We start from the raw sequence: 21987 nt of genomic DNA on the forward strand, positions 1-21987 counted from the left end.
TCCGCTCAGAGCGCGACCGCCTGCAGCGCCTCTTCAGTCAACCACAACGATTCGTCGAGATCCTGTTCGTTGAGATTGAGCCCATCGCCGCCACGATCGACGACGATGAAATCGCTAATTTCGCCGAGCGCGATCAGCGGATGGTGCCACACGCCCTTCGCGTAATTCACGCCCTGCCAGCCGCTCGTCACGAACGCGCGGATCACACGGGGATCGAGTTCACCCGCCGGCGCAACGACCACCAGATACGGCTTGTCGTTCAGCGGCACGAACGCCTGGCTGCCGAGCGGATGCCGTTCGAGCATCTTCACCTCGAACGGTAGCGTGCGCGGCTGGCCGCGAAACAGGTTCACGAGCGCACGACCGCCCTCATCGACGACATCGACATGCGCGAGATCGTGGTAGCGGATCGTCGTGCCGAGGTTGATCGGAATCTGCTTTGCGCCGTCCAGTTCGATCACGTCGCCGAACGGGGCGAACGCGGCGCGGGTCAGCGGTTCGATAACGAGCTTGTTCATCGTGATCAGGCGAGCGTGCCCCATAGACGCAGGCGCGATACGCCGCCGTCCGGGATGATGTTAAAGCGCACGTGCGTGACCACGCCGAGCGCTGCCAGTTCGCTTTCGAAATGATGCTGCCGGTCCATCTGCAGCTTCTGTTCGCCGAGCAGCACCGGCCAGAACATCGCCTGCGTCACCAGTGAACTGTCAGTGCCGCCCGTCACGCGCGCGGCCTGGATCGAGCAGCGATCCGGATAGTTGCCCTTGAAGTGCGCCGTATCGACTTCGATCTTGCGGATCACACCCGGCTGCGCGAGCGCGAAAATCGCCCAGTCGTTGCCCGGTTCGCGACGGCGTCGCGTTTCCCAGCCGTCGCCCATGTTGACGCCGCGACCCGGCATCAGCAGCGTGGAGGCAGCACCGAAGTGCTGGTTGTTCGCGCCGACCAGGTATGCACCGTTTTCCATCGCCGCCAGATCGAACAACTCAGTGCGACTTGCACCGGCCCAGTCGACCTGCGGCTGACCATATACGCGCAGACGCGCGATACCGCCGTCCGGATAGATGTTCACGCGCAGATGCGTCCACGCGTTGGCGTCGGTCACGTCGAGATAGTGATGGCTGTTGCCTTGCAAGGTGGTCGACGGGACGATCTCGGTCCACTGCGTCGAAGCACCCGGTGCGCCGTCGACGACGCGCGCCGCCTCCACCGATGCCGCCGGCGGAAAGTTGCCGGTGAAGTGACTCGTGTCGAGATCAAGCCCCTTGATCACACCCGGCCGCGCCAGCTTCACGACGCACCAGTCGTAGCCGCTCGAACGCTTGCGGCGGGTTTCCCAGCCGTCCATCCATTTGCCGTTGTCGTCGTACTTGCCGGGAATGAAGACGGCCGGTTCCGGGTTCAGCATGCGTTCCTTCGGCGCGAAGAAATCGTCGCTGGCCTCGAGCGCCTGCGCGCCGAGACGCGGGTCCGCCAGATTCACATAGCGACGCGTGAAGTCCGGTGCGTTAGGGTCGAGAATCGGGAGTGCCATCGTTGTCTTCCTTTCTGTCTATGGATGCCGGCGTCGGTGGCCGGCGGTTGCAATGTTGCAATGTTGGTTAACGCGCGCGCTACGCTTCGATCAGATCGTCGAGCCTGAAGCGCGCGATCCGGTAAATCTGGTCAAGGCTCGCGCGCAATTCTTCGGCACGGTTATGACTCACGCGCGCTTCGAAGTTCGCGATGATGCCGTGCCGGTCGTAGCCGCGCACCGCGAGAATGAACGGAAAGCCGAACTTCTCGCGATACGCCGTGTTCAGGCTCACCAGTCGTTCGAATTCTTCGCGCGTGCATTGATCGAGTCCGGCGCCACTCTGCTCTCGCGTCGACTCTTCTGTCAGCTCGCCGCGTACCGCAGCCTTGCCGGCCAGCTCCGGGTGGGCGTTGATCAGCGCGAGCTGGATCGCTTCGTCGGCACTTTCCACCGCGTGCGTCATGGTCGCGTGCAACGCGTCGATGCTCGCAAACGGCCGCGCGCCAGCGGCGACTTCGGCCACCCACGGCGAATGCTCGAAAATGCCGGACAGCGCCGCGACGAACGCGTCGGTTGAACTGTGATTGAGCTGGTCGAGTGTGTAATGCATCGCCTTCATGCCGCGGCCCCGCGGGAAAGGGGTTGATAAGGATGATGGTCGCGCCAGTGTCGCGCGATATCTACGCGCCGTGTCACCCACACGCGATCATGCTGCTCGATGTGGTCGAGAAACCGCTGCAATGCGCGGAACCGCCCCGGGCGGCCGAGCAGCCGGCAGTGCATGCCGACAGACAGCATCTTCGGTGCTTCATCGCCCTCTTCGTAGAGCACGTCGAACGCGTCGCGCAGATAGGTGAAGAAATGATCCGCGGTATTGAAGCCCTGCGGTGAGGCGAAACGCATGTCGTTGGTATCGAGCGTGTACGGCACGATCAGTTGCGGTACGTTGACGCCGCCCGTCACTTCGACGTCGAGCCAGAACGGCAGATCGTCTCCGTAGTTGTCCGAGTCGTACAGGAAGCCGCCGTATTCGGCGACAAGCCGGTGCGTGTTCGGACTGTCGCGACCGGTGTACCAGCCGAGCGGCCGCTCGCCGGTCACGCGCTCGATCGCTTCCATGCCGAGCCGCATATGTTCCGCTTCGCGCTCCGGCGCCATGTCCTGGTAGTGAATCCAGCGATACCCATGACACGCAATCTCATGCCCCAGCTCGACGAATGCGCGCGCGAGCTCCGGATGCCGCTCGATCGCCATGCCGACGCCAAACACGGTGAGCGGCAGGCTGCGCTTTTCGAACTCGCGCAGGATGCGCCAAACGCCGGCGCGCGACCCGTATTCGTAGATCGACTCCATGCTCATATGCCGCGACGGATAAGCCGCTGCACCGACGATTTCCGACAGAAACTGTTCCGACGCCGGATCGCCGTGCAGCACGCAGTTCTCGCCGCCCTCTTCGTAGTTCAGCACGAACTGCACGGCGACGCGTGCGCGCCCCGGCCAGTTCGCCTGCACCGGGTGGCGGCCGTAGCCGATCAGATCGCGCGGGTAATTCGAATCGAATGACATGGTATGGACGAAAAGCGGTCTAGCGACGCGGTGAAAAGAGGCGTGGAACGCGGGATACCGACATGTATCCCCGACGTTCGAATACGGACGCCACGATGCAACGAGTGTAGCGAAAACGCCCGGATGCGCCCATACACACGGGCAGATAGTGCGAGTCAGACCGGGTGTATGTGCGGCTGCCGCTGCGGTTCGGCGCCGGGTGCGGTTACGCTCGCGTTTACCCGACCTGGTGCGCCACCTGGCCCGCTGGATGGCGTACCGCCGGCCAGCTCGGGACTAAACCGCTCGAATTCGCCGTCGTAGCGCTTCGGCAGCGGCCGTGCATAGTCGCCGCGCTTCGCGGTCGCGAGGCGCAGCGCAACCAGCGCCTCGACCCATTTCACCGCGGCGGTCACGCCTTCGATCACCGGCGCACCCAGCGCATCCTCGATTTCCGCGCACAGCTCAGCCATCCCCGCGCAACCGAGCACGATCGCGTCCGACCCGTCTTCGTCGAGCGCGCGGCGACATTCGTCGAGAATGATCGCGCGTGCCGCCGAGCCGGGACGGTCGAGATCGAGCACGGCGACATCGGTGGCGCGCACGTTGCGGCAAAAGCGTGTCATGCCGTACCGCTCGGCGAGATGCCATGCCATGCCGCGCGTGCGCGCCAACGTCGTCACCACTGAAAACCCCGGCGCGAGCACGCTCGCCGCGTGCATCGCCGCTTCCGCGATACCGATCACGGGGCCACGCGCCAACTCGCGTGCGGCGTAGAGACCGGGATCGCCGAAGCACGCGATCACGTAGCCGTCGCAGCCCTCGCGCTCGCCCGCGGCGACTTCGGCGAGCAGCCCAGGAGTGGCGAGCGCTTCGTCGTAGTAGCCTTCGATCGATGGCGGCCCCATCGGCGGGCTCACGGTGATCAGCTCCGTGCCGGGCGCGACGACTTCGCGTGCACAACGCGCCATCGCGTCGGTCATGCGCCACGTCGTGTTCGGGTTGATCAGTTTGATACGCATGTCTGCTCCTGCTTGAATTGCAACTTCGGTTGTCGCTTCAATGGCTATCTCATCTGCGCGTGAACATCATGTAGAACCCCGCGCCAAGCGCCGCGCCGATAAACCACGAGAAATTCGCGAGCCCGTTCAGTCCCGGCACCAGCACGCAGACAATCGCAATCACCGCCGCTGGCAGCAGTGCTGCGACCGCCTTGTAATTCACACCGCCGCGATACCAGTAGCTGCCCGATTCGGACACGGTGTACAGATCGTCAAGCACGATCTTCTGCCGCTTCACCAGGTAGAAGTCGATGATCAGCACACCATACAGCGGCCCGATGAAACTGCCGAGCACGTCGAGCGTGTAGTGAATCACCTCGGGGTTGTTGAACAGGTTCCACGGCGTGATGAAAATCGATGCGACCGCGGCCAGCATGCCGCCCGCGCGCCAGCTAATCAGGCGCGGCGCAACGTTCGAGAAATCGAATGCCGGCGACACGAAGTTCGCCACGATGTTGATGCCGATCGTTGCGATCGTGAACGTCAGTGCGCCGAGTATCACCGCGGTCGGATAGTCGATGCGGCCGACTGTTTCGACGGGATCGGTAATCAGCTCGCCGAATACCGGCAGCGTGGCCGCCGTCGTGATCACCGTGACGAGCGAGAACGCAAGGAAGTTGACCGGCAGGCCCCAGAAGTTGCCGCGCTGCACGCTGCGAAAGCTCTTGCCGTAGCGCGAGAAGTCGCCGAAGTTCAGCATCGGCCCCGAGAAATACGACACGACGAGTGAGATCGCCGTGATCATCACCGGTACGACTTCGAGCCCATGATATTTGACGCCGCCCAGGTTGATGCCGATGTTGCGCCAGCCCGCACGCCACACCATGTAACCGGCGAGTATGAACATCACGATGTAGACGGCCGGCCCGGCGAAGTCGATGAACTTCTTGATCGTCTCCATGCCGTTCCAGAACACGAGCGCCTGCAGCACCCACAGCAACATGAAGCCGGCCCAACCGATCGTCGACAGGCCCATGAAGCCGTGGTGATGCACGTCCGCATACGGAAGAAGCTGCGGGATGAATTTCAGCACGACGATGACGAGCGCACTCGAGGCCAGGTAGGTCTGGATGCCGTACCACGCAACGGCGATCAAGCCACGGATCACCGCTGGAATATTCGCACCGAGCACGCCGAACGTCGCGCGGCACGCGACCGGATACGGCACGCCGTTCTGCTGGCTCGGCCGCGCGATCAGATTGCACAGCACATTGACGATCGTAATGCCGACCAGCAGCGCGATCAGCACCTGCCAGCTCGTCAGACCGAGTGCGAACAGGCTGCCCGCAAACACATAACCGCCGACGCTATGCACGTCCGACATCCAGAACGCAAAGATGTTGTACGCGCTCCAGGTTTGATGCCGCAGCGGTGCGAGGTCTTCGTTGTAGAGACGTTCGCTGTAGCCGGCGGGCAGCGGCGCGCCGGGCGTCGAACTGCCCTCTTCGAATGCCGGCATTGTGGCGCTGGCAGGGTTACCCGGTGCTGCACTGAACTGAGCCATGACTCCTCCTTGAGATGGGACCGTCGATTGCGAATCGAAGGGCATTGCATCCTGCATGCCAGCGGCCGGGCCGCTATGGCCGGGGCTGCGCGCCTGCAGGCGCCGCGAGTGTCTCCGTACATACGTACTGGTTTTTATCGCCCCGGTATGAGCGCGGACTCATACCGGAGCGCGTTCGCCTGCGTCTGGGCTGGACGTGGGCGTCCCTCCACGCGATGGACAGCGCACTACGCTGGCCATCGCACGGTGGTGGTCGTTCAGTTCGAATTCAGTGCGACGCGCACCACGCCTGAGCGTGTGCGCGCGGATTGCTTCAGATTGGCGCGGGCTTTGCGCCTCGTGTGCCGAACACTTCGTGTAGATCGGCGGCGCCGCGCGCAGGACGATCCAGCATCTTCAACTCGACGCTTTGCAGGTGGCGCGCCATCAGCGCTGCGGCTCCCTGCGTATGGCCGGCGTCGAGCGCGGCCAGAACGGCTTCGTGATCTTCGACCGAGCACGGGCTCTGACCAATCGATTCGTACAGCGCCGAGATCAACGTCGAGCGCGCAACGAGCCCGTTCAGGCAATCGCACAGCACCGTGTTGCCCGTCAGCGCGGCCAGCTCCGTGTGGAACTCGCCCGACAGGCGGATCCACGTGGAAAAGTCTCGCGTCTCGAACGCCTTGCGCTCGCGGCCGATCATGCTGGCGATGCCCTTCAACCGGCGCGTGCCGTGCCCCGAGCAGATCCGCTCGACAACGGCCAGCTCGATGATGCGGCGCATCTCGAACACCTCGTGCACTTCCTGCAGCGACGGACTCGCGACAAACGCGCCACGGTTCGGCTCGAGATCGATGAGCCGGTCGGTCGCGAGCAGCGCAAGCGCCTGGCGCACCGGCCCGCGCTTGACGTCGAACACCTCGCACAACTGCGCTTCGGTCAGCTTGGCGCCCGGCGCGAGTCGATGTTCGAGGATCGCGTCGCGAATGCGTTCGGCGATGGCCTCGGGCCGGTTACCTGCGGAAGAAGCTGAAGTTCGGTCGGACATGATGTGCGTTCCGTTATGGAGAGCATCTTAGGTTGGACATTAAAATTGTCAACAATTTTTGCTGTCAATGATTGGCAATTCAACCTGACTTGCCCTTGTCACCGTGGAGATACGTCGTTTTTTAAGGGAAAATCCTGGTCTTCTGGGCATGACAAGCCACGATTCCGCCGCATATTTTGTTGACAATATTTTCGAGGATCGCGCTCGACGAACCAATGCGTACGGATTCGTGACCGGCAGTTAGTTGCGACAGACGGGCGTTCACGACGTGCGCTATCCACCGCCCCGCTCTCGCAGCGGATAGCGCACATCGGCGGATAACGAAGACGTGGACAGACGCAAGCCGCACTACCGCCGGCCGCCCGCTCAGCCCAGATGCGGATAGTTCGAGACGGTCAGCTGGAAGCCGTGTGGATCGGCGACGAGGTGCGCATCGGCGCCGAACGGCAGCGTCACGATGTCGGCAATGTGGCCGAACGGCAGCCCGGTGATCACCGGAATGCCGATGACCGACCTGACCTGCTCGATCATCGCGTGCAGGTCGTAGCCGTTGTCGGAGTCGAATAATCTGGCACCGGAGAAGTCGCCCAGCACCAACGCCTGCTGCTGCGCGAGGATGCCCGCCAGATGCAGCTGATAAATCATCCGCTCGACCCGGAACGGCTGTTCGTTGACGTCCTCGAGCCAGAGGATGCCGCCCTGCACCGGCGGCATATACGGTGTGCCCACCAGCGACGAGAGCACCGCGAGATTGCCGCCCCATAGCATGCCGGTCACGTCGGCGGACTGCGCCTGATGGGTGTCGCTCGTCACGGTGAAGGTCGGTTTCGTGAGCGCATTCCAGAAGTGCTGCATCGTGAATTCGCTTGGCGTTTCCGCGCCGAAATCGCTCAGCAGCATCGGCCCGGCAAACGTCTTCACTCCCGCGCGCGCATACAGCGCGAGCTGGATCGCAGTGAAATCGCTGTAGCCGACGAGCGCGACCGGTGCGTCACGCAAGCGGCGCTGCAACCCTTCGTAATCGAGCCCGTGCAGGATGCGCGTCGCCCCGTAACCGCCACGTACCGCGAGCACGATATCGGGCAGTGGGCGCGAAGTATCGGCGAGACGGTTCAGATCGGCGGCACGTTCGCCGTCGGTGCCCGCAAAACGCTGATAGCAGCGCTGCGTCGCGTCCAGCCCTTCGATGCGATGTCCTTGCGCGCGCAACCTTTGCAGCGCGCGCTGCGCCGCCTCCTGGTCGTACGGGTAGCCTGAAGGCGCGATCAGCTCGATGGTGCGGTGGGCGGTCATGGGCAAGGGCAACGAAGGGGAAAAATCGGGTTGGGTCAGAAGTCGGCGGAATCGGAAGGTGGCGTGTCCGGCGAACCCGAAGACTGCGCTGCCGGGGTTTGGGCCGCAAGGGCGGCCCGAGCCGCCCTTGCTTCCCTGCTCGCGCGACGCCGGTCGACGAAGAAAGTCTTCAGCGCGGCACCGCACTCGTCCTCCAGCACGCCGCCGATCACCTCGGTGTGGTGATTGAGCTGCGGATTCGCAAACGCATCGACGACGCTGCCGCACGCGCCCGTCTTCGGGTCGCGCGCGCCGAACACCACACGGGCAATGCGCGCGTGCATGATCGCGCCGGCGCACATCAGGCACGGTTCGAGGGTGACATAGAGTTCGCAGCCCGGCAGCCGGTAGTTTTCGAGTGCCTGCGCCGCGGCACGCAGCGCGGCCATCTCGGCGTGCGCGGAAGGATCGTGACCGCCGATCGGATGGTTGAACCCCGTCGCTATCACTTCGTCGCCGCGCACGAGCACCGCACCGACGGGGACCTCGCCCGCGGCCCGCGCTTCTTCGGCGGCCGCCTGGGCAAGCGCCATGAAGCGACGATCGCGTTCGGAAACAAGGGGGGAAGGCGCCGCAGCCGGCGACGTCGGAACGTCGCGGCTCACATCGGGGGAAGTGGAAAGCAGATTTTGTGCGGCGCTGTCAGTGGCCCCATCAGCGGTGGCCGGCGTCTCGCCCGGCGGCTGCGGAGTGCTCACGCCATGCCTGCTTCGCCGCTGCCGCCCGGATCGGCGGAAACCCGCTCCGACAGGCGTTCGGCGATGCGCCGGCAGTATTCGCGCGGCAGCACCAGCGGGCCGCCGCGCAGCGATTCGAGCGCCATATCGAGCGCCAGCATGCGGGCCTGCAGACTGCAACGGGCAGCTTTGTCGCCCGCGGCGTCGAGGTCGTCGCGCAGATCGCAGAGCGCGCGCAACTGCTCGACGGCGGGCGGCACGAAGCCCGCGTTCTTCAGGATCCGGTTCGCGATGCGGACCTCCTCCGGCACGAGCAGGTCGTCGTCGAGCGCGAGCGGCGCCCGGGCACGGGGCAAATCGTCGAACTCGCCACGCGCGGCTGCGGCGGCAATGCGCTGTTCGACTAACGCATCAAGCAATTTCATCGGTCATCCACTACGTTGCGGCCCGCGCATTTTATCAGGGAGCCGCCCCGGTGGGCGTCGGCGTCATCGTGCGTGGCCTCTAGCAGGCCCGCCATTCCCGGGAAAACGTGGCCCGGCGGGCGGTCCGGGCGATCGGGCGCCTCGGCGAATAACAGCGTCGGCGCTGCAAACAGCCTGTAAACTGGCGCAATCGACCAGACCCACGGGTCTTGTGGGCCTAGTAGGCCCTGTCAACCATCAAGCAAAGGAGGGATTCCAATGAAACGGTTTTTCCGCCCAGTACTCGCGATTGCCGCCGTATCGGCCGCCCTCCTGCTCTCCGGATGCGGAGTTTTCTGCGGTGGCGCAGGTGGTAGCGGTGGCGGCTTTGCCGGCGGCTGCGGAACGGGCATGCGCTTCTGATCGATTGCTTCGGGGGGAGCACCGCCCTCAGCCTGTGCACCGCCCCCGGCCGCTAACGCACAGGCAGTTCGCCGCCGAGCGTCCATCGCCCCAGCACCTCGTGCCGCGACTGCCCCAGCAGGCTATGAACAAGAAAAAATTCGCGCACCGGCCAGCCGATCTTATGCACGACTTGCCGCGCCACCGGCGGTGTGTCGTAAAGCAGCGTGACATGTGGCGTGAAACTCGCTGTCCGTCTTTTCGCTTCGCTGAATCCGATCGCCGCCCCCAGCGATTCGCGAAACGCACCGAGCGCCGCAATGCCGGGCGCACCGGGCGCGGCGCGCAACACCAGCGGCTTGTTGTCCGCGCGGCGCCCAAAATACTCCACACGATCGAACTCGACATCGAATGGGGCTGCGCCTGTGCCAACCTGCGCGGCAGCGAGATGCAACAGATCGACGATCTTTTGCGGCAACCCGAAGTGATCGCCGAGCCAGAACAGCGTGATATGCAGCCGCTCGCGGGTAATCGGCTTGTTCGTCAGCCCCGATGCGATCCGCAGGCGCGCCACCAGCCGCTCGATATGGGCAGCAGCTTCATCGTCGGGACGGATCGCGAAGAAGAGCCGGTCTGTCGGCCCAGGCAGATTCTCGAATCCGTCCAGCAAAAGCTGTGTCGCCACGACGTCTCCTCGAGATTGTCGTCACCCACGTATGTGCCCGGCGATGCGGCGAGCTCGACCCGATCAGATCGACATGGCCCGCGCGAGCGCATTCATCTGCACGCCATCAGGTGCCGCCAGATCGTCGAGCACCGAAAAATGCGTGCACTCCGGTACAGGCAGATAGGCCGCCTGTTCGCCCCGCTCGTTGCACGCGTGCGCATAGTCGCTCGAATGCCGCACGAGTTCCGGTAACTCGGCCGCGCCGACACTCACCGTCATCGGTACGCCCTGGCCGATGTGGCGCAATGGGCTGTACGCAGCGATCTCTACCGCTGTCAGTTGCAGCTTGTCGTTCAGCCAGGACAAGCCGATCGGTTCGAGATCGACGAGCGCGCTGATCGGCATCGCGTAGGTGATGCCGGCGTGCGCGCGATACAACGCGGCCAGTTGCCCGCCCGCCGAATGCCCGCTCAGGCACACGGGGCGCCCGCCGAAACCGGCGGTGCCTGTGTCCGCTGCAAGATGATCGAGCAGCCGGCCGATCTCGTCGACGATCTGCGTCATCGATGCAACCGGCGCCAGCGTGTATTCCACCAGCACGACGTTGAAGCCGCAACCGAGCGGCCCGCTCGCGACGAACGCGAAATCTTCCTTGGTGCAGTTCTGCCAGTAGCCGCCGTGAATGAAGATGAAGGTCGGCGCATCGGGCCGACCGCACGGCAGCCAGTCGAACCGTTGACGCGGCTGCGCACCGTAGCGAAGGTCGCGTTGACCGGGCACCGCGCGATAGAGCGCTTCGCTTTGTTCCTGAAATCGCGCCAACGTGCCGGGGAAATCGGCGGCGGCCTTGACGTTGTTGTAGGCCGTATCGAGCGTGGCGCGGTCCATGCCGCGATAAAGCAAGGTCATCTCGTGCGCCTCCGTGCGCAGGTCATCCGGCAATGCAAACGTACGTCGTCATGCGGACTCATTGCGAGAACCCGCCGATGCCTGCGCGACCCGGCTGCCGAGCGCCGCAACGACCTGCTGCACGACCTCGTCCCAATCGCCGGGACGGCTCTGGCGAAACAGACGCAGCGCCTGCGGATACCACGGCGAATCGCTGCGCGGCTGCATCCAGCGCCAGTCGGTCCAGTACTTCGACAGCAGCACCCAGCACGGTTTGCCGAGTGCACCGGCCAGATGCGCGACCGCGGTATCGACGGTGATGACCAGATCCAGTTGGGCAATCACGGCCGCCGTGTCCGCAAAGTCCGCGAGATCGGGCCCGACTGGAATGACCGGCTGATGCGCGGGGGCGCGCGCGGCTTCTTCCTCGGCCGCGCCCTTCTGCAGGCTGACGAAACGCACGCCCGGCACCGACCATAACGGCGCAAGCGTCGCAAGGCCCGGTAGCGACCGGGCGTCGTCGTTCTGATGCCCCGTGAAGCCGCGCCAGACGAGGCCGACCTTGAAGCCGTCAGCGGGCAGGCGGTCGCGCCAGCGCTCGAGTCGTCCGGGCGGCACACGCAGATACGGCAAAGACGCGGGAATCGTGTCGAGCGTCGTACCGAGAAGCATCGGCAGACTCATGAAGAACAACCAGTAGTCGTACGTGCGCGCCGGCTTGAGCGACGTCGTAACTTCGTCGACTCCATCGACCGTCGCGAGCAACGCCGCGAGCGGTTCCGGGCAAATCAATGCGAGATGCTTGACACCTCGTGCCTTCAGCAGCGGCACATAGCGCACGAACTGAAGGTAGTCGCCGTAACCCTGCTCCGGCCAGATCACGAGCGACTTGCCGGTCAGCGCTTGCCCCTGCCACCGCGGATAGTCGAGCTGCGGGACATCGGTACGCGTATTTCTGCCCGCATGGTAGCGAAACTCGCCGTGCGGCCAGCCCTCTTCGTAGCGCCCCTGGCCGAGCAACAGTATCGAGAGGTTCCAGTGGGCATCGGCGAAATCCGGCCTGCGCTCGAGCGCTTCGTGGTACATCGCTTCGGCTTGTGCCGGACGCCCGAGCAGTCTGAGCGCCGTGCCGAGATCGTTGCGCGCGTCGACATGCGCGGGATCGATTGCGAGTGTCTGGCGCAAGGCGAGTTCGGCTTCCTCGATGCGATCGGTGCGCAACATCAGCAGGCCGAGGTTGTAGTGTGCGTGCACATAGTGCGGATCGATTTCGAGCACCCGGAGATACACCGCATACGCATCGGAAAACCGTTTGTCGCGCACGTAGATCGTGCCGAGATTGTTCAGTGCACCGGTTGCGTGGGGATCGATTTCGACTGCGTGCAGAAACGCCGCTTCCGCTTCGTCGAAGCGCTGACGCTCCATCAGCACGTTACCGAGGTTGTAGTGACCCGGCACGTGGCGCGGCCCAAGTTCTACTGCGCGGCGGCACATTGCTTCGGCTTCTGCGAGACGGCCTTGCTTGGCGAGCAGATTGCCGAGGTTCGCGAGATACACGGGGTCTTCGCTCTGCGCGATTGCCTGACGCATCAACGCCTCGCCACTGGCCGGATCGCCCGCGTCGGCGCGTAGCAGGCCGAGTAGATGCAGCGCGTCGGCATGCTGCGGCTCTTGGGCGAGCACCTGAAGATAGCCGTCGGCAGCTTCCTGGAAACGGCCGGCCTGATGCGCGGCGTATGCGGACAGGAAAAGAGACATGAATGGAGTAAGAGGCTTCGATCAGGGGAGCACAGTCCGACGATACCTTCGCGATCGTGAAACGGTGCAGCCATTTATCCGCGTCGATATTCGCGGATGCGTGAAGTCTAGCAGTAGATGTGCAAGGCGTTCCTCGACGCTGCGTATCTGGCGGTCACAAGCCCGGCTTATCAAAGGCCGGATGAGACACCATCGCGCGAGTGTTGTCGAGGATCGCTCGCGCGAGTTCGGGGTTACCCACCGCGCGGGCCATGCTCACCGCGCCCACTATGGCAGTCAGGATGGCGGTGGCTCTTGCATTGGCTGCCTCGTCTCCCCCGAGCGCCTGAGCAATCTGCCCGACGTTTTTCCTGAATTGACCGGCGATCACTTCGCGCACCTCCGGCCCGGCGTATCGCGCCTCACCCGCTAACGCGCATACCCCGCACCCGCCATCGAGGCTCTCGATGTGCCTCTGGTTGAGCCATGCATCCACGATCTCCGCGACCGTCGGCTTTTTCTTGACCTGGAAGAAGTGGTCGAGGTGCGCTTGCCCACGCTGCATGACCCGCTCGGCGGCTTCCGCAATCATGGCTTCACGCGATGTGAAGTGCGCGTAAAAGGCGCCTTTGGTCAAGCCCGCGCTTCCCATGGCGTCCGCGACACTGACACTGTCGAGGCCATGCTCGCTGATTTGCCGCGCGGCCGCTTCGAGAATTCGCTCCCTGCTGAGCGCCTTGTCTGCCTGTGAATATCCCACGATTCCTCACGAAAAGAGCTTGACATTGTGAAGTACGATCGTAATACTGATTCTGCATTACGACCGACCGACAGATTATAGTCCGAGACTCTGCAACTCGCGATTGCTTAAGTTATGTCGAGGCGCCCTGGTTGCCCCGATGTCCATCGAAGAGGATTTCATCATGAAAGCTGCTGTGCTAACCGCCTATGGCGACCCCGCAACGGGACTCGAATTGCGCGAGTTGCCCGAGCCTGCCAGTCCGGGTGCGGATCAGGTACTGGTGGGAGTCGAGTATGCGCCAGTGAACTTCAGCGACATTCTCGTCGCGCGCGGCTTGTATCCTCTGCGACCCGAGTTGCCCTCTGTCATCGGCAACGAAGGTGTGGGGCGTGTACTTGAGATCGGCAGCGGTGTCGGCCACCTCAAGACCGGCGACCGTGTCGCGATTCCACTCGGCCACTTTACCTGGCGCGAGCGGATGGTGATCAACGCGAACAGCGTGGCCGCGCTTCCCGCCGGTGCCGACCCGCAGCAACTGGCTATGCTCAGCATCAATCCGCCGTCCGCCCACCTGTTGCTCGATAAGTACGTGCAGTTGCAACGGGGCGACTGGATCGTAGCCAACGCGGCCAATTCGGCAATAGCGCGCTGGATAGCCGGTTTTGCCCGGCAAAAAGGGTGTGAAGACAATCGGCCTGGTACGACGCGCCGAGGCGATGAGCGCCGCGCGCGAAGCGGGATGCGAACTGGTGTTGCTGGACGACGATGACGCGTACAGGAAAGTCGTCGATGCGTTGGGCGAAAAGCGCATACAACTTGCGCTGGATGGCGTCGCGGGCGACGCGACTGGACGCCTCGCCAGGCTACTGGGGTCGCGCGGCACCCTCGTCTCGTACGCTGCCGAGAGCTTCGCCCCCATGACACTCAGCGCTCGCGAGGTCATCTTCAAGGATCTGACCGTGCGCGGATTTTCCATGGGTAATCCGGAGTTCGCCGAAGAGATTCCCCACGCGATCATGCGAGCGGCAACGATGGTGACTTCGGGCGAAGTCACTGTTCCCGTGGCGGCCGTATATCCGCTCGAGGAAATCGCTGCTGCTATCGCGCATCAGGCAAGAGGCGGAAAAATTCTGCTGAAAGTTGGAGGTTAAGGACGTAGTTGCCTGAAAGCGGCGCAACGCGCTCACGGCAACGCGAATCAATCCGCGTCAGGCGTAGCTTTCTGTTGCGCCTGACGCTGCAGACGGGACAACTGCGTCAGCGCATCCGCCGCGGACTCGACGGGCACAAAAATATGGTCGTGAAAAGCCGCTGCGACCACGTTGCAACTGATACCCGCGTCACCGAGTGCTTGCGCGAACGCGGCGGTCAAGCCCACCGCGTGCAGGTCGGAATGCACGGTGAGCGTAATCCACGCGGCACGAAACAGTACCGGTAGTCCTGCGCGTTGCGCCGTTGCTTCATCGACGATCAGCGTCAGTCCCTCTTGCTCGCGAAATGTCGCGAGCGGTGTCAGCGTTTTGATATCGGCATCGAGTGGAACGGACGAATACACGTAGACGCCCGCGTTTAACTCAGGGCGCATCGATGCGAGCAGCTTGTCGAGATCGGTGATGGGTTGGCTCAAAGGTTTCTCTGTGCAGGTTGAATCACGCTACGCGCACGGGCGCTCTGTTTGTCAGCCCGGGAGATACGGCGCAATGTTCGCCAGCGCGCGCTCCACGTAGACCTCTTTCTCCCCGACCGGCGCGACATAATGGATCGCGCTGCGCGCCGCATCGACACCTTCCAGTCGCGCGATGAACCAGGCGGCCAGATACTGCGACGACAGGCAGCCGCCCGCGGTCGCCACATTTCCCTTCGCGACGAACGGCTGATTGAGCACAGCCACGCCCGCTTCCTCGACCCACGGCCGGGTGGTCAGGTCCGTGCACGCTGGAACGTCGCCGAGCAGGCCCAGCTTCGCGAACATGAGCGTGCCCGAGCACTGCGCACCGAGCAACTGGCGCGTCGAATCGAACTTCAATTGCGACATCAATGCGGTGTCGGCGACGATTTCGCGGGTTCGTACGCCGCTGCCCGCGAGTACTGCGTCGGCGTCGCATGCTTCCTCTAGCGACGCTTGCGCCTCGACCACCACGCCGTTCATCGAACGTACTTTGGCCGACGGACTGGCGATCGACACGCGCCACCCCGGCTTCTTGACGCGGTTCAGGATGTTCAGCGCGATCAGCGAGTCGAGTTCGTTGAAGCCTTCGAAAGTCAGGATGGCGATATGCATGAGGATCTCGTGCTAAGCGTGCCGTTGTGTTGCGTCATCGTAAAGCCGACCGCCGATACATTCAAACAATTGCGATTACTTCCAATCCCGCCGCAGAAGCCCATAGACCCACGAATCCGATACCTCGCCATTCACGATGCACTCTTCGCGCAACGTGCCTTCGCGGACAAATCCGAGCTTCTCCAGCACGCGGCTCGATGCCGTGTTGCGCGTGTCCGCCTCGGACTGAACACGGTTCAGGTCCAGCGTATCGAATGCCCACTGCAACACCGCGCCGGCCGCTTCGGTGGCAAAGCCCTGGCCCCATGCCGAATCATCGAGGCAGTAGCCCATCTTCGCGCTGCGATAGTCCGGATTCCAGCGGAACAGACCACACCAGCCGATGAACACACCGTCGGCGGCACGCTCGATGGCGAGCCGCGCGCCGGTGCCTTCCTGCTCGAACTGCCGGCAAACCTCGATGAAGCGCTCTGCCTGCTCGTGCGTTTTCCAGGGCGGCGCGTCCCAGTAGCGCAGCACGTACTGGCTGCTGTGCAACGCAAAGATCGCATCCGTATCGGCTTGCGTGAAAGGACGCAATAGCAGACGGGCGGTGTGCAGTGTCGGAGTGGATAAGGACATACCGGTAACCATTAACTGTTGCGAAGACCGTTGATTATCAGACCCAGTCCAAACTCAAAGGCCACGTCGGGATCGATGGGATTTATCTCCGGGCCGGGCGCTGCTGCCGCGGTGTTCCTGTCTGTATCGGATGACGCACCGCCCGTGTCACGCGCCTGCTCTTCCAGCACGCAACCGAGCGTGAACTGACCCGCCGCCAGCAACGCCATCTGCGCGTCCGGTTCGCTGAAACCTGCGCGCACAAGGTAGGCCACTTTCGGCACTATCCGCGCAAGCTCGTCCTGGTTCGGCGTGGTCCCCGCATGCAGCAGTGCGCCATCGCGATGGGTCAGAAGCGCTCTGCGGAAACTGCGCGCGTTATCGGCAAACCAGACCGGCCAGTCTGCGCTGTCCTCGGGCACGTCGAGCGTGTGATGCCGCGCCAGTACCAAAGAGGCCATCTCGGCAAGAAGCGCCGACTTGTCGCGGAAATGCCAGTAGAGCGTTGCCGACTCCACACCGAGTTTCTCGGCAAGACGCCTTGTCGACAGGCCATCCAGCCCAACTACGTCGAGGAGTTCCAGCGCCGCACTCACCACTTCGTCACGTCGAATTTTTGCCATGCTTGATTTTCTCTATCATTGATAGATATACTTATCGCCGATAGACTTTAGCACGAAGGAGCCGAGCATGCCTGTTCCCCCTATCCGCACATCGGTGCTCATCATCGGTGGTGGGCTGGTCGGGCTGTCCGCCGGCCTGTTCCTCCAGCGTCTTGGTGTTCCCTTCATCCTCGTCGAGAAAAACGAGGGGGTTTCGCCACTACCGCGTGCCCGTGGCATCCACTTGCGCACGATGGAGCTGTTTCGTCAGATCGGCGTTGAGGAAGCGGTCAAGGCAGCAGCGGCTACGGCCTGGAAGCAAGGCGCGTTCGGTGGCGCGCGACGTGGGGAAACGCTGATCAACGCGGAATCGATCGTCGACGTCGCAACGATGCGCTCGAAGATAGCGGCGGCCGGTGCCTCGCCGTCGAGCTTCGGTGCGTGCCCGCAGACGCTGATCGAGCCAATATTGCGCCAGCACCTGGAAACGCGCGGCGGCGATGTGCGCTTCGGTCATGAACTCGTGTCGTTCGCCGAGTCCGGTTCCGGCGACGTCGTGGTCGCCACCGTACGCGCCAAAGATGGCCAGGAAACGACTATCGAGGCCAGCTGGCTGCTCGCTGCCGACGGAGGGCGTAGCTTCGTGCGCAGACAGTTGGGTATCGGCATGAGCGAGACGCCCGCCCCCCAACACCTGGTCAATATCTTCTTTCGCGCCGATCTGGCTCAGGCCGTGGAGGGCCGCACTTTCAGCCAGTGTGAAATCGCGAACGAGAAGGTGCGCGGCCTGTTCCTCGCGATGAACAACACGGACAAGTGGTCGTTCCACCTCGAATACGATCCGGCGCAAGGGCCGCCGGCTGACAGCGCGTTGCCCGATCTGGTTCGGGCCGCGATCGGCCTCACCGATATCGATATCGAGATCCTGAGCCACGGTACGTGGAGTACCGGGGTGTCGATTGCGGAGCGCTATCGGGTGGGTCGCGCTTTCCTGTGCGGCGACGCTGCGCACCTGATGCCGCCGTGGGGCGGTTTCAACGCCACGACCGGCATCGCGGATGCCCACAATCTCGCGTGGAAAATCGCCGCCACGCTGCGCGGCGAGGCGGGACCGGCGCTGCTCGACAGTTATGAGAGCGAGCGGCGGCCGCTGGCTGTGCGCAATGGCCATCAGGCGTTGTTGCGTTCGGATTTCGATGCGCGCTTTGGCATGGAAACCCCCGCCAACCACGATTTTTTCGGAGATCTGCTCGATTCCGGTGCCTTGTTGCTGCGGCATCGCTATCTCGATGCAAATATGTCGTCTGCCGGCGATGCATCGGAGTTGGTCGCTCATCTGCAGGCGCAGACCGGGACGCGCTTCCCGCACGCCTGGATTCGACATAACGGTCAACGGATCTCGACGCTGGATCTGTTCGGCGACAGCTATGTGTTGCTGGCTGGCCCAAAGGCGTCGGTGCAAGCGTCGAGTCGCCCTTCCCTGGACTCACGCACACCTGTCACCTATGTCGTTGGCAAGGATTTCGCATTCGTCGATGACGAGGACAGCTGGTACACGTTGACGTGTCTGCCCGACGACGGCGTGGTGACTGTGCGGCCAGATGGATTTGTGCAGGAGCGTTCGGACGATGCGCTCGATCAGGGTATAAGGCGTTTCCGGAAGAACACGACTCGCTCGGTTTCTTCAAAGCCGAGTGCTCGATGCAACGCTTGAGCATGAGCATTGCCGACCTGTGTATCGGACGCGAATTCCATGCAGCCATGGTCAGATCCCCATTGACCGATAGCGGCACACAACGCACTCGCAATTCCTGCCCGGCGCATCTCCTGGACGACGTAAATACCTTCGAGAAACAGCACGGGCGATGTCTTGCAGCCGTTGACGTAGTCGCGACGCACCGCGGCTTCGGCAAAGCCAATTGGTGCGTTATCGTCAGATAACACGATGAACGTCACATAGCGATGTGGGTCGGCGAGCAGTTCCCGAGCTTCGAGGAGGTGATCGTCGTCGCTGACGTGTTGCCAGAGCAGGCGTCGCAACGAACACCATGCCGAAATGTCACTGGGCAGAACCGCTCGAACCGTAAAAGAAACGTGAGGCACGCTCAAACAGGTACTCCGTCAGGTTATCTACCCAGCGACGAGCCGCAACAACCCGCGCTCCCACTCATCGCCCCGCTCCACGCGCATTCGCATACGTATCGCCCACCATCAGATGCACGATCTCGTCACCGCTGGTCCCCGCCACGAGCCGCTCACCGGCAACCTCCCCACGCCGCAACACGACGATCCGGTCGGCAATGGCAAAGATATCGTGCAGGTTATGCGAGATCAAAATCACCGATACGCCCTGCTGTTTTAACGCGGCAATCAACTCCATCACCTTGCGCTGTTCGGGCACACCGAGCGCCGCCGTCGGCTCGTCCATGATCAGCACACGCGCATTCCAGTAGATGGCGCGACCGATTGCAATGGCCTGTCTCTGACCACCGGAGAGCATCTTCACCGGCCCTCTAAGCTTGCGCTCCGGAATCACGATATCGAGCCGCTCGAGCACTTCACGCGCGACCTCGGTCATGCGTAGCCGGTCGATCACCTCAAGCCCGAACTGACGACGCGTCGGCTCGCGTCCGAGGAAGATATTGCTACCTACATCGAGGTTGTCGGCAAGCGCGAGATCCTGGTAGATCGTCTCGATCCCCTGCGCACGAGCATCCTGCGGATCGCGCAGTTGCAAAGACGCACCGTCGAACAGCAACTGCCCCGCATCGGCATGGTAGACACCGGAGATGATCTTGATCAGCGTCGACTTGCCCGCGCCGTTGTCACCGGCCAGTGCCAGCACCTCACCGGCCATCAGTTGCAACGACACGTGCCGCAGCGCCTCCACACCGCCAAAGCGGATCGAGATGTCGCGTGCTTCGAGAATCGGCGTGCTCATTGCGCGCCTCCGAGCCGGTCCTTGTACTGATCGATCAGCACCGACATGATGATCACGATGCCGACCACGATAAATTGCCAGAACGCGTTGACGTCGATGAACACGAGCCCGAACTCGATCACCGCGATAATCAGCGCGCCGATCAACGTGCCGATAACGTTACCGGTCCCGCCAAACAGACTCGCCCCACCGATCACGACCGCCGCGATCGAATCGAGCAGCATCGGCTCACCGGCATTCGCGGCGCCTGCGGCAAAACGCGCCGTATAGACGATGCCGCCAATCGCGGCAAACGCCGCAGCGATCAGATAGATCACGAGCAGATGGCGCCTGACATTGATGCCGGCGCGAATCGCCGACTGCGGATTGCCGCCGATCGCATACGTGTACTGGCCAAAGCGCGTCTTCGACAGCACCCAGTGCATGACGAGCAGCAACACAACGGTCAGCACGACCGGCGTCCAGCCATGACCGAGCCAGACGAGACCGGCGTTGTCCACGGCCACGGTCATGCCGCTCCCCGCGGCCAGAAATCCCGCGCCGCGCGCAACGCCATACATGCCGAGCGTGCCGATGAAAGCAGGTACACCGAGCCACGCGATCAGTACGCCGTTCACGAGCCCGGGAATCGCGCACACGGCGACAGTCAGCGGAACCGAAAACAGCATGACCCACGGCGAGCCGCCGCCCAGTAGCGTAAATTGCGCGACACACACGGCGGCGAGTCCCATCACGAATCCCACCGACAGGTCGATGCCGGCCGTGATAATCACAAACGTCTGGCCGATCGCGAGCAGCAGCGGCGCGCTGGCCGCGAGTCCGATCGATTGCAGGTTGTAGGCGTTGAAGATGAACGAGCGATGATCGGATATCTGCGCCCAGGCTTCAAAGAACACCAGTAGCGCCCCCAGGAAAAGCCAGGGCCACACCTTGCTGATCAGGGCGAGTCTATCGAGCCGTGAGTTATCCATCGAATCTTCCAGGAAGCCGGCAGTAACGCCCGCGTACGCGCAGCGGCGCACGCGGGGCAGATTCTCGTTCGACAGCGCCTGCCTAGTTCGAATAGATGTATTGCTTCATATCCGGCTGGTCGATGTTCGTCTTGTCGAGCACCACGAAGCCCGTGCTCTTGAACGGCGGAATCTTCTTGCCGTGAATCAGGTCTGCCGCGTACTTCACGCCGTAGTAGCCGATCTCATCCGGGCGTTGTGCGATCGCGATGTCCACGAGACCGCTTTTGATCTGCTGATCGACACCAGGCACGGCATCGAACACGACGACCTTCACGACACCCTGCTTGCCCGCGGCCTTGACACCTTGAGCCGCACCGCTGCCGGAGAAAGTATTGGCGCCGAACACGCCGGCCAGATCCGGGTTGCGCGCCAGCACCGCAGCCACATGCGACGCGGCGCGATTCGCATCGTCTTCGTTATATTGCGTTTGCAGCACCTTGATGTTCGGGTGCTTCTTCATCTCTTCGAGGAAACCTTCGGCGCGCGCATCGGTACTCGAGATGCCGGGCTTGTTGTTTTCGCAGTAGACCGTCCCCTTGTCGCCGATGGCCTTCGCAAGCGATCGCGCGGCCACGCGTCCACCTTCCAGGTTATCGGAGGCGATATAAGACAGCGGGAAATCCGCGTCGCCCTTGCCGGTTTGATAGTGGCCGTCGCCGATATACGTGTCGACCGTGATGACCTTGATGCCTGCGTCGGCCGCTTCTTTCAGCGGTCCGATCAGTTGCTGCTTGTCGACGGGCGAGACCAGCAGGACGTCTGGGCGTTTGGCGATGAAGGCCTTGAGGATCGGCACCTGCTCGGTGGTATTCCATGCCTTCGGCACCTGGAACAGCAACTGGACATGCTCTTCGTTCGCGGCCCGCTCGGCGCCGCGATGCATCGTGAAGTAGAAAGGATCGGTGACGCCCGGCAACAACGCGACCACGGGATTCACCGCATCCGCGTGCGCCGGTCCCGTGAACGAGCAGGTAACGATCGCCGCCAGCGCGACCAGATAGTGGGAAACGATGCGCTTCATTCTTGTCCTCCTGTTGAGTCCGAC

General features: G+C 63.1%; 26 protein-coding genes. 4 read left to right on the forward strand and 22 right to left on the reverse strand.

Annotated features, from left to right (window positions below):
• Nucleotides 1-5: 5 nt before the first annotated feature.
• The 10 genes from M0D65_RS11045 to M0D65_RS11090 form a co-directional block, all read right to left on the reverse strand.
• Complete coding sequence (locus tag M0D65_RS11045) at nucleotides 6-518, reverse strand: ureidoglycolate lyase (RefSeq protein WP_266252701.1); 513 nt, start codon at nucleotides 516-518, stop codon at nucleotides 6-8.
• Nucleotides 519-523: 5 nt separating this feature from the next.
• On the reverse strand, nucleotides 524-1534 hold the full coding sequence (gene alc / locus M0D65_RS11050; protein ID WP_266252702.1) for an allantoicase: 1011 nt from the start codon (nucleotides 1532-1534) through the stop codon (nucleotides 524-526).
• Between the two features lie 79 nt (nucleotides 1535-1613).
• Entirely contained in the window at nucleotides 1614-2135 is a 522-nt protein-coding gene (gene uraD, locus M0D65_RS11055) for a 2-oxo-4-hydroxy-4-carboxy-5-ureidoimidazoline decarboxylase (RefSeq protein WP_266252703.1), read from the reverse strand.
• Nucleotides 2132-3082, reverse strand: a complete 951-nt coding sequence (gene puuE / locus M0D65_RS11060; RefSeq protein WP_091013635.1) for an allantoinase PuuE — start codon at nucleotides 3080-3082, stop codon at nucleotides 2132-2134. The genes uraD and puuE overlap by 4 nt, the downstream gene beginning before the upstream one ends.
• A gap of 155 nt (nucleotides 3083-3237) precedes the next feature.
• Nucleotides 3238-4083, reverse strand: a complete 846-nt coding sequence (locus M0D65_RS11065; RefSeq protein ID WP_266252704.1) for an aspartate/glutamate racemase family protein — start codon at nucleotides 4081-4083, stop codon at nucleotides 3238-3240.
• Between the two features lie 49 nt (nucleotides 4084-4132).
• Complete coding sequence (locus M0D65_RS11070) at nucleotides 4133-5626, reverse strand: NCS1 family nucleobase:cation symporter-1 (protein ID WP_266252705.1); 1494 nt, start codon at nucleotides 5624-5626, stop codon at nucleotides 4133-4135.
• A 313-nt stretch (nucleotides 5627-5939) separates the two neighbouring features.
• The gene (locus M0D65_RS11075) at nucleotides 5940-6656 is read right to left on the reverse strand and encodes a GntR family transcriptional regulator (RefSeq protein WP_266252706.1); all 717 of its coding nucleotides are present in this window, start codon (nucleotides 6654-6656) and stop codon (nucleotides 5940-5942) included.
• 366 nt (nucleotides 6657-7022) lie between these two features.
• Nucleotides 7023-7949 carry a muramoyltetrapeptide carboxypeptidase gene (ldcA, locus tag M0D65_RS11080; protein ID WP_266252707.1) on the reverse strand — a complete coding sequence of 309 codons (927 nt, stop codon included), beginning with the start codon at nucleotides 7947-7949 and terminating at the stop codon, nucleotides 7023-7025.
• 35 nt (nucleotides 7950-7984) lie between these two features.
• A complete protein-coding gene (gene tadA / locus M0D65_RS11085; RefSeq protein WP_266252952.1) occupies nucleotides 7985-8593 on the reverse strand; it encodes a tRNA adenosine(34) deaminase TadA in 609 nt (202 codons plus the stop codon).
• A gap of 89 nt (nucleotides 8594-8682) precedes the next feature.
• Entirely contained in the window at nucleotides 8683-9090 is a 408-nt protein-coding gene (locus tag M0D65_RS11090; RefSeq protein WP_266252708.1) for a DnaJ family domain-containing protein, read from the reverse strand.
• A 258-nt stretch (nucleotides 9091-9348) separates the two neighbouring features.
• On the opposite strand from M0D65_RS11090, the gene M0D65_RS11095 reads away from it, so the two are divergent.
• Nucleotides 9349-9492: a hypothetical protein gene (locus M0D65_RS11095; protein ID WP_266252709.1), complete on the forward strand. Its 144-nt coding sequence runs from the start codon at nucleotides 9349-9351 to the stop codon at nucleotides 9490-9492.
• A 52-nt stretch (nucleotides 9493-9544) separates the two neighbouring features.
• Here M0D65_RS11095 and M0D65_RS11100 read toward each other — a convergent pair whose 3' ends face one another.
• The 4 genes from M0D65_RS11100 to M0D65_RS11115 all read right to left on the reverse strand — a co-directional run bounded on the left by M0D65_RS11100 (nucleotide 9545) and on the right by M0D65_RS11115 (nucleotide 13523).
• On the reverse strand, nucleotides 9545-10156 hold the full coding sequence (locus M0D65_RS11100) for a 2'-5' RNA ligase family protein (RefSeq protein ID WP_266252710.1): 612 nt from the start codon (nucleotides 10154-10156) through the stop codon (nucleotides 9545-9547).
• A 63-nt stretch (nucleotides 10157-10219) separates the two neighbouring features.
• Nucleotides 10220-11047: an alpha/beta hydrolase gene (locus tag M0D65_RS11105; RefSeq protein WP_266252711.1), complete on the reverse strand. Its 828-nt coding sequence runs from the start codon at nucleotides 11045-11047 to the stop codon at nucleotides 10220-10222.
• A gap of 48 nt (nucleotides 11048-11095) precedes the next feature.
• Entirely contained in the window at nucleotides 11096-12784 is a 1689-nt protein-coding gene (locus M0D65_RS11110; RefSeq protein WP_266252712.1) for a tetratricopeptide repeat protein, read from the reverse strand.
• 154 nt (nucleotides 12785-12938) lie between these two features.
• Nucleotides 12939-13523, reverse strand: coding sequence for a TetR/AcrR family transcriptional regulator (locus M0D65_RS11115; protein WP_266252713.1), 585 nt, complete (start codon nucleotides 13521-13523; stop codon nucleotides 12939-12941).
• A gap of 163 nt (nucleotides 13524-13686) precedes the next feature.
• Here M0D65_RS11115 and M0D65_RS11120 point away from each other — a divergent pair, with 163 nt between their 5' ends.
• Together M0D65_RS11120 and M0D65_RS11125 are read left to right on the forward strand one after the other, a co-directional pair.
• A complete protein-coding gene (locus M0D65_RS11120; protein WP_266252714.1) occupies nucleotides 13687-14274 on the forward strand; it encodes an alcohol dehydrogenase catalytic domain-containing protein in 588 nt (195 codons plus the stop codon).
• Nucleotides 14222-14656: a zinc-binding dehydrogenase gene (locus M0D65_RS11125; RefSeq protein WP_266252715.1), complete on the forward strand. Its 435-nt coding sequence runs from the start codon at nucleotides 14222-14224 to the stop codon at nucleotides 14654-14656. Before M0D65_RS11120 ends, M0D65_RS11125 begins: the two co-directional genes overlap by 53 nt.
• 47 nt (nucleotides 14657-14703) lie before the next feature.
• Here the strand turns inward: M0D65_RS11125 and M0D65_RS11130 are convergent, their stop codons facing one another.
• From M0D65_RS11130 to M0D65_RS11145, 4 genes are all read right to left on the reverse strand, one after another.
• Nucleotides 14704-15132, reverse strand: a complete 429-nt coding sequence (locus tag M0D65_RS11130; protein ID WP_266252716.1) for an ACT domain-containing protein — start codon at nucleotides 15130-15132, stop codon at nucleotides 14704-14706.
• A 51-nt stretch (nucleotides 15133-15183) separates the two neighbouring features.
• A complete protein-coding gene (locus M0D65_RS11135; RefSeq protein WP_266252717.1) occupies nucleotides 15184-15786 on the reverse strand; it encodes a DJ-1/PfpI family protein in 603 nt (200 codons plus the stop codon).
• Between the two features lie 75 nt (nucleotides 15787-15861).
• On the reverse strand, nucleotides 15862-16407 hold the full coding sequence (locus M0D65_RS11140) for a GNAT family N-acetyltransferase (protein WP_266252718.1): 546 nt from the start codon (nucleotides 16405-16407) through the stop codon (nucleotides 15862-15864).
• Between the two features lie 11 nt (nucleotides 16408-16418).
• Nucleotides 16419-17009: a TetR/AcrR family transcriptional regulator C-terminal domain-containing protein gene (locus M0D65_RS11145; protein WP_266252719.1), complete on the reverse strand. Its 591-nt coding sequence runs from the start codon at nucleotides 17007-17009 to the stop codon at nucleotides 16419-16421.
• A 67-nt stretch (nucleotides 17010-17076) separates the two neighbouring features.
• Between M0D65_RS11145 and M0D65_RS11150 the strand changes: the two genes are divergently transcribed.
• Entirely contained in the window at nucleotides 17077-18702 is a 1626-nt protein-coding gene (locus tag M0D65_RS11150) for an FAD-dependent monooxygenase (protein ID WP_266252720.1), read from the forward strand.
• Here the strand turns inward: M0D65_RS11150 and aac(6') are convergent.
• The 4 genes from aac(6') to M0D65_RS11170 all read right to left on the reverse strand — a co-directional run bounded on the left by aac(6') (nucleotide 18627) and on the right by M0D65_RS11170 (nucleotide 21963).
• Nucleotides 18627-19091: an aminoglycoside 6'-N-acetyltransferase gene (aac(6'), locus tag M0D65_RS11155; RefSeq protein WP_266252953.1), complete on the reverse strand. Its 465-nt coding sequence runs from the start codon at nucleotides 19089-19091 to the stop codon at nucleotides 18627-18629. The two genes, M0D65_RS11150 and aac(6'), sit on opposite strands and share 76 nt — an antisense overlap.
• Before the next feature lie 64 nt (nucleotides 19092-19155).
• A complete protein-coding gene (locus M0D65_RS11160; protein ID WP_266252721.1) occupies nucleotides 19156-19929 on the reverse strand; it encodes an ATP-binding cassette domain-containing protein in 774 nt (257 codons plus the stop codon).
• Nucleotides 19926-20900, reverse strand: coding sequence for a ribose ABC transporter (locus M0D65_RS11165; RefSeq protein ID WP_266252722.1), 975 nt, complete (start codon nucleotides 20898-20900; stop codon nucleotides 19926-19928). The genes M0D65_RS11160 and M0D65_RS11165 overlap by 4 nt, the downstream gene beginning before the upstream one ends.
• An 82-nt stretch (nucleotides 20901-20982) precedes the next feature.
• A complete protein-coding gene (locus tag M0D65_RS11170) occupies nucleotides 20983-21963 on the reverse strand; it encodes an ABC transporter substrate-binding protein (protein WP_266252723.1) in 981 nt (326 codons plus the stop codon).
• Between the last annotated feature and the right edge of the window lie 24 nt (nucleotides 21964-21987).

This window comes from Paraburkholderia sp. CHISQ3 (assembly GCF_030464945.1).
Classification (GTDB): domain Bacteria; phylum Pseudomonadota; class Gammaproteobacteria; order Burkholderiales; family Burkholderiaceae; genus Paraburkholderia; species Paraburkholderia megapolitana.